This window comes from Zavarzinia sp. (assembly GCF_041650655.1).
Classification (GTDB): domain Bacteria; phylum Pseudomonadota; class Alphaproteobacteria; order Zavarziniales; family Zavarziniaceae; genus Zavarzinia.
The window spans coordinates 38,460-45,178 of the sequence record NZ_JBAZKR010000030.1; the positions used below are offsets into that span (position 1 = coordinate 38,460).

Annotated in this window: 8 protein-coding genes and 1 tRNA gene; 4 read left to right on the top strand and 5 right to left on the bottom strand. The window is 69.4% G+C overall.

The features are described from left to right. Positions 1-40 precede the first annotated feature (40 nt). On the bottom strand, positions 41-1,045 hold the full coding sequence (locus tag WC493_RS09025) for an asparaginase (RefSeq protein WP_373064738.1): 1,005 nt from the start codon (positions 1,043-1,045) through the stop codon (positions 41-43). A 13-nt stretch (positions 1,046-1,058) separates the two neighbouring features. Further along, positions 1,059-1,607, bottom strand: a complete 549-nt coding sequence (locus WC493_RS09030) for an SH3 domain-containing protein (RefSeq protein ID WP_373064740.1) — start codon at positions 1,605-1,607, stop codon at positions 1,059-1,061. Between the two features lie 216 nt (positions 1,608-1,823). Here WC493_RS09030 and WC493_RS09035 point away from each other — a divergent pair, with 216 nt between their 5' ends. Both WC493_RS09035 and WC493_RS09040 read left to right on the top strand, forming a co-directional pair. After that, positions 1,824-2,810 carry a 2-hydroxyacid dehydrogenase gene (locus WC493_RS09035; RefSeq protein ID WP_373064742.1) on the top strand — a complete coding sequence of 329 codons (987 nt, stop codon included), beginning with the start codon at positions 1,824-1,826 and terminating at the stop codon, positions 2,808-2,810. A gap of 71 nt (positions 2,811-2,881) precedes the next feature. After that, positions 2,882-3,322, top strand: a complete 441-nt coding sequence (locus WC493_RS09040) for an SRPBCC family protein (protein ID WP_373064744.1) — start codon at positions 2,882-2,884, stop codon at positions 3,320-3,322. A gap of 6 nt (positions 3,323-3,328) precedes the next feature. Here WC493_RS09040 and WC493_RS09045 read toward each other — a convergent pair whose 3' ends face one another. Further along, positions 3,329-4,045, bottom strand: coding sequence for a tRNA1(Val) (adenine(37)-N6)-methyltransferase (locus WC493_RS09045; RefSeq protein WP_373064746.1), 717 nt, complete (start codon positions 4,043-4,045; stop codon positions 3,329-3,331). Continuing rightward, entirely contained in the window at positions 4,042-4,269 is a 228-nt protein-coding gene (locus tag WC493_RS09050; RefSeq protein WP_373064748.1) for a DUF2007 domain-containing protein, read from the bottom strand. Before WC493_RS09050 ends, WC493_RS09045 begins: the two co-directional genes overlap by 4 nt. A gap of 113 nt (positions 4,270-4,382) precedes the next feature. Between WC493_RS09050 and WC493_RS09055 the strand changes: the two genes are divergently transcribed. Both WC493_RS09055 and WC493_RS09060 read left to right on the top strand, forming a co-directional pair. Next, positions 4,383-5,417, top strand: a complete 1,035-nt coding sequence (locus WC493_RS09055; RefSeq protein ID WP_373064750.1) for a polyprenyl synthetase family protein — start codon at positions 4,383-4,385, stop codon at positions 5,415-5,417. A 52-nt stretch (positions 5,418-5,469) separates the two neighbouring features. Further along, positions 5,470-5,546: transfer RNA gene (locus WC493_RS09060), tRNA-Pro, on the top strand. A 35-nt stretch (positions 5,547-5,581) separates the two neighbouring features. On the opposite strand, the gene WC493_RS09065 is transcribed toward WC493_RS09060, so the two are convergent. Next, positions 5,582-6,499, bottom strand: coding sequence for a LysR substrate-binding domain-containing protein (locus WC493_RS09065; RefSeq protein ID WP_373064752.1), 918 nt, complete (start codon positions 6,497-6,499; stop codon positions 5,582-5,584). Between the last annotated feature and the right edge of the window lie 220 nt (positions 6,500-6,719).

Genomic DNA, 6,719 nt, shown 5'->3' on the forward strand with positions numbered 1-6,719 from the left:
CGTTCTTATCCCGTTGGGGTTACGCGTTCGGAATTGCCGGTCAAGCCCCCTCGGCCAATCGAACGGTCCCGACCGGCTCGCCGCCCCAATTGGTGAGCACCGGCGCGATCAGGTCGGCGACCGTCTCGCGCTTCTCGCCGTCGAGCAGGCCGTGGCGCTCCATCAGGCCGGCGACCAGGGTTTCCGCGGCGCGGGTGCCGCCGTCGTCGATTTTCAGGGCGATGCCGAGGCCCTTCGACGGGGCGATGACGATATAGACCGCCTCCGCCCCGGTTTTGGCCACGGTGCCGGGCAGGGCGGCGCGCATCAGGCGGGTGCAGGCCCGGCCGGTGCCGGCGACCAGCTCGGGATATTCGGCCATGGCGGCGGCGAGGCGGGCGACGGCGCGGCCCCGTTCCGGCGCCAGGCGGTCCGGCACCGCGATCCGGCTCATGGCGAGGGCGAGTGCCTTCAGCGGCAGGCAAGGGTTGGGCGCGGCGCAGCCGTCGATGCCATAGGGCATGTCGACCGGCTGGTCGGTCAGCGCCGCGGTCGCCTCGAAGGCCGCCTGCTGCACCGCATGGGCGCGCTTCTGATAGCCCCGCGTGGCGACGCCGAGGTGAAGCGCCAGGGTGAGGAAGCCGGTATGCTTGCCCGAGCAATTGTTGTGCAGGCGGCAGGGTGGCGTCCCCGCGCGCACCAGCGCCTCATAGGCCGGCACCGACATCGGATTATGCGGCGCGCAGGCGAGATCGGCTTCGACGAGGCCGACGCGGGCGAGCCAGTCGCCCACCGCCTTGACGTGGAAATCCTCGCCCGAATGGCTGGCGCAGGCGAGCGCCAGTTCGGCCGGGGTGCAGGCGAAGGCATCGGCCGCCCCGCTCTCGACCAGCGGGATGCCCTGCAGGATCTTCATGGAGGAACGCGGGAAGATCGCCCGCTCGATGTCGCCCCGGGCGTCGACCAGCGTGCCGTCGCCGTCGATCACGGCATAGGCGCCACGATGGCGGCTCTCGACGATGCCGCCGCGCAGGACCTCGACCAGCACCGGATTGTCGCTCGCCATGGCGGATCGCCCCTCAGTTCACGGTTTCGTCGGGATAGACACCCCACAGCCAGGCCCGCTTCAGCCAGCCACGGCTGCCCTCCACATTGACCCGGCACCAGTCGCCCCGGCAACGCTCGACCCGCACGATCACGCCGGGTTCGAGCCGGAGCAGGGGCCGGGCGGTTTCCGCCGCCTCGTCGTACATCACCCGGACCAGGCCCTCGACCGAGGCGAAGCGCTTGCCCGACAGCAGGCTCTTGTGCACCCAGCCGACCGAGCCGTCGTGGTCCTTGATCTTCCGCCAGAATTCGAATTCCGCCACGATCTCGACCGGCAGGCCGGAGCGGACATATTTCCAGGCGATCGGATATTGCGGTCCGGGGCCGGTGCGCACGTTGATCTCGCCCGAGCCGAGGGAGGCGAAGCGCGGCACCCGCGGGCCGGATTCACCTTCGCCGCCGGCGCCACCGTCGGCCGGGGCGGCTTCCTCGGTCGTCTCCTGGGCGGCAGCATCGGGCAGCGTCCGGGCCAGGGCGGCGAACAGGACGAAAGCGGCGAGGAACAGGCGGGGCAATGTCATCGAGGGGGATGGGCGGCGTCGCAACAGGGGGTCGAATCGTCTTGCCGCCACTGTCGTCGGGTGGGGCGTTCCGGTCAAGGCGGGGGCTTTCACCCCTCCCTCGCCGTCACGGCACCAAGAGGCGAGAACGTCACCTTTGAACCTTCGCCCAAGTCTGCTAGGAAGGGCCGGAGTTCGCCGCGGATCGCCGCATTCCGCCGCCCGAGGGAGAGGATGATGCCAGTCAAGAAGCCGCTCGTGATCGTCACGCGAAAGCTGCCCGAAGCGATCGAGACGCGGATGATGGAATTGTTCACCACCCGCCTCAATCCGGACGATCATCCGATGAGCCAGGCCGAGCTGATCGAGGCCATGAAGGTGGCCGACGTTCTGGTGCCGACCGTGACCGACCGGATCGACGGCCGCATTCTCGCCCATGCCGGCCCCAACATGCGCCTGATCGCCAATTTCGGCACCGGCGTCGACCATATCGACCTGGCGGCGGCGCGCCAGCGCGGCATCACCGTGACCAATACCCCGGGCGTGCTGACCGAAGACACGGCGGACATGACGATCGCCCTGATCCTGGCCGCCTCGCGCCGCCTGGCGGAAGGCGAACGGGTGATGCGCAGCGGCGAATGGGGCGGCTGGTCGCCGACCTGGATGCTCGGCCGGCGGATCTGGGGCAAGCGCCTCGGCATCATCGGCATGGGCCGCATTGGCACGGCGGTGGCGCGCCGGGCGCGCGCCTTCGGCATGTCGATCCACTATCACAACCGGAACCGCGTCTCGGAAGAGATGGAGCACGAGCTGGAGGCGACCTATTGGGAGAGCCTGGACCAGATGATGGCCCGCATGGACATCATCTCGGTCAACTGCCCCCATACACCCGCGACCTATCACCTGCTCTCGGCTCGCCGGCTCAAGCTGCTGCCGAAGCATTCGATCCTGGTCAATACCGCGCGCGGCGAAGTGATCGACGAAAACGCCCTGACCCGCATGCTGATCGGCGGCGAGATCGCTGGCGCCGGGCTCGACGTCTTCGAGCACGAGCCGGCGGTCAATCCGAAGCTGGTGGCGCTCGACAATGTCGTGCTGCTGCCCCACCTCGGCTCGGCCACCATCGAAGGCCGGCTCGACATGGGCGAGAAGGTCATCATCAACATCAAGACCTTCGCCGACGGCCACCGCCCGCCCGACCGCGTGCTGGAAGGACTGCTCTGATCTACTCCGAACAGACGTTGGCGGCGGGCGGCGACTGACCGATCCTCGCCGCCAGCGACGGAGGAGTGCCCATGGCCAAGCGCCACATCCATCTGCATTCGGTGATCAAGGCGCCGCGCGCCGAGGTCTTCGCCTGGGTCGGCGACCACGAGAAATTCGGCTCGCTCCTGCCGGGCAAGACGCGGCGCATCGTCGACGGCACCGGACCGGACGGGGTGAATGGTGCCGGCTCCGTGCGCCGGGTCTCCTTCGGCGTCTCCTATACCGACGAGAAGACCACCGCCGTGGTGCCCGGCGAATATGTCGAATACACGGTGGTACAGGGCAGCCCGGTGAAGAACCACCTGGGCCGCATCAAGCTGACCGACACGGCCGACGGCGGCACCGAAGTCGACTACCGGGTCGAATTCGAGCCGCGCATTCCCTTCACCGGCTTCCTGACCGAACTCCTGGTCCGCAACATCCTGGGCGGCGGCCTCGCCAAGCTGAAGCGCAAGGCCGAGGCGGCCTGAGGCGCTTCAGAGCGCCGCGCCGCTGCGCAGCACCGCCTCCGCTTCGGGGGTGAAGGCCCCGTCCGGCCCGTGCAGCACCAGGCCGGACAGCAGCCTGGCCGGTGTCTTCCGCCCCGCCCGGCCGGCGACCAGCACCCGTTTCGCCTCCTGCCCGGCCTTGGGCCAGAGGGGCAGGATCTCGAGCGCGCCGAGCCTGCCCTCGGCCAGGGCCAGAATCTCGGGCAGGCGGTCGGCCCGATGCACCAGCGTCAGGCGGCCGCCGGGCTTCAGGGCCTTGATCGCTTCGTCGAGCCAGCGCGGAAGGTCAGCGCCGCCTTCCATATGGGCGTCACGCCGGCTCTCGTGCGGATGGCTGCCGCGGCCGGCGGCGAGATAGGGCGGATTGGTCATCACGGCGTCGAAGGTCTGGCGCGGGATGCCGTCCTCGATCGCGCGGCGCTCCAGCGTCACCCGTTCCGCCATGCCGTTCAGCGCGGCCGAGCGGGCGGCCAGGGCGAGCGAGCCTTGGTCGCCATCGATGCCGGTCAGATGCAGGTCGGGCCGGCGCGCCGCAAGGCAGAGCAGGGCGGCCCCGGTGCCGCAGCCGAGGTCGAGCACCGATCCGCCCGCCGGCGCCTCGGTGAAGGCGGCGAGCAGCACGGGATCGATCGCCGCACGGTAGCCTTCGGTCGGTTGCAGCAGGCGGAGCCGGCCGCCGAGCAGCCTGTCTTCGGTCTCCGTCACGTCGCCGGCCGCAATTCGTGGGCCAGGCCGGCCTCGTCCAGCAGGCGGCGGGCGCGGCGCTCGTCCTCCTCCGCCACCATGATCCGGCGTGGCAAGAGGCCCAGCGAGCCGTCGACCGCACTGGTGTGGCCGTCCAGCACCAGGGCCTCGATCCCCTCGGCGCGCAGCAGGGAGTCGACGAAGGAAATCAGTACGAGATCGTTGGTCCGGACCAATTCCTGCATGTTGCACCCTAGAAGCGTGAAGATGACGCGGTCGCAAAGCGCTAAGGTGCGTTGACCGGCCTTGGAGAGGGCTCCTATTCTGCGCCGGCATTAGCTGCGGCAGGAGCAGGCGCTTGAGCGTGGTCGTATCACTCGGTGAGGATGGGAACAAGCGGACCCGGGCCGACGGCCGCAATGCGCTCGAAATCCTGCTGGCTCTGGTGGGCGACGATTTCCGCAAGGTCGATGCCGAGATCCGCACCCGCATGGTCTCGGACGTGCCGCTGATCCCGGAGCTGGCCGCCCATATCATCGCGTCCGGCGGCAAGCGGCTGCGCCCGCTCCTGCTGATCGCCGCCGCGCGCCTGTGCGGCTATGTCGGCGAGCGGCACGTGCGCCTCGCCGCCTGCGTCGAATTCATCCATACCGCCACCTTGCTGCACGACGACGTGGTCGACGAATCGGCCCTCCGTCGCGGCAAGGCCACGGCCAATATCGTCTGGGGCAACCAGGCGAGCGTCCTGGTCGGCGATTTCCTGTTCAGCCGCTCGTTCCAGCTCATGACCCAGGACGGCTCCCTCTCCGTCCTGTCGATCCTCTCCGAAGCCTCGGCCATCATCGCCGAGGGCGAGGTGATGCAGCTCACCACGGCGAACAACCTGGCCACCACCGAGGACGACTATCTCAAGGTGATCGCGGCCAAGACGGCGGCCCTCTTCGCCGCGGCGACCCGCGTCGGCGCCGTGGTCGCCGGCAGGCCCGAGCGCGAGGAAGCCGCCCTGGCCGATTTCGGCCGCTGGCTCGGCGTCGCCTTCCAGCTGGTCGACGATGCGCTGGACTACCAGGCCGACGAAGCGACATTGGGCAAGACGGTGGGCGACGATTTCCGCGAGGGCAAGATCACGCTCCCCGTGATTCTGGCCTTCCAGCGCGGCGACGGCGCCGAGCAGGCGTTCTGGCGCCGCTGCGTCGAAGCGCGCGAGCAGACCGAGGAAGATCTGGCCAGGGCGATCCGCCTGATGCAGCGCCACGACACGCTGACCGAAACCCTGGAGCGCGCCCGCACTTACGGCGACAAGGCGCGCGCCGCCCTCTCGATCTTCCCGGACAACGACTATCGCCGCGCCCTCGAAGGCGTGATCGATTTCTGCATCGAGCGGGCTTATTGAAAGTCGTGCTTGAACAGGCCGGGGCGCGGTGCTACAAGGCCGGCCTCCCGGTCGGAGTGTAGCTCAGCCTGGTAGAGCACTAGCTTCGGGAGCTAGGGGCCGGAGGTTCGAATCCTCTCACTCCGACCAATCATTTGGTCCGACCGGCCGATCGGGAGAACCCCTCACGGGGACGGGCGCATCAGCGCCGCTGCGGCCTTCATGTCGGCCGCCATGGTCGATACCAGCCAATCACTGAACAGTTTCGCCGCAGGCTTCAGGCGCCGGCCCGGCGCCGTGACCAGCCAATAGGCGTGATCGTCGATCGCCCGCCGGGTCAGGCGCACCAGGCGGCCGGCCGCGCGGTCGTCGAAATCCAGTACCGAATCGCCGAGCGCGATGCCCTGGCCGAGCGCCGCCGCCTCCAGCGCCAGATGGGTGTCGTGCAGCATCAGGCCGGCGGGGGCCGGTGCGTCGGCCCCGCTCTCCTCCCGGAACCAGCGCCGCCACAACAGCCCGTCCTCATGCAGCAGGGTGAAGCGGCGTAACTCGTCGCGGCCCGCTTCGTCCGGCAATTGCGCGGCGATCGCCGGGGACGCCACCGGATAGACTTCGACGCGGGCCAGAAGTTCGGCCGAAACGCCCTTCCAAGGGCCGTCGCCGTAACGGATGCCGAGGTCGATCCCTTCCGCCGCGAGCTCGACCAGACGGTTGGTCGGATCGAGCACGATCTCGATCTCGGGATGTTCGGTGCGGAATTCCATCAGTCGGCGCAGCAGCCAGCGCTGCGCCAGTACCGGCTCGACCGTCACCGTGATCCGGGCCGGCGCACTGTCAGCCCGTTCCGCCGCCACCGCCGCCCCCAGGGCCTCGAACACGGGCACCAGGGAGGCGCCCAGCCGTTGCCCGGCCAGGGTCAGGGCGACGCCCCGGGCGCGGCGCTCGAACAGGGGCGCGCCCAGCCAGATCTCCAGGTCGCGGACATGACGGCTCACCGCCGCCTGGGCCACGTTCAGCTCCGCCGCCGCACGGGCGAAGGACTGGTGGCGAAAGGCGGCCTCGAAGGCGCGGAGCGCGTTCAGCGGCGGCAGGGCGCGGGTCATCCGAAAGCCTAACTTTTTGTGAGGCTCAGCACAAGGCAACGGCGTTTGAGTGGGATCCGTCGCCAGCGCAGTCTGGCCCCATGCAACAAGGAGTTCCGCCATGTTCGACGCCATCTACCAGGCCTTCGCCGGTCTGCTCTCTGCGCTGCTCTTCTCGCATCAGCGCCGGCCCCGGGCCTGAGCGCCGGAGGGTCAGCGCTGGCCCTTCTCCCAGCGCTTC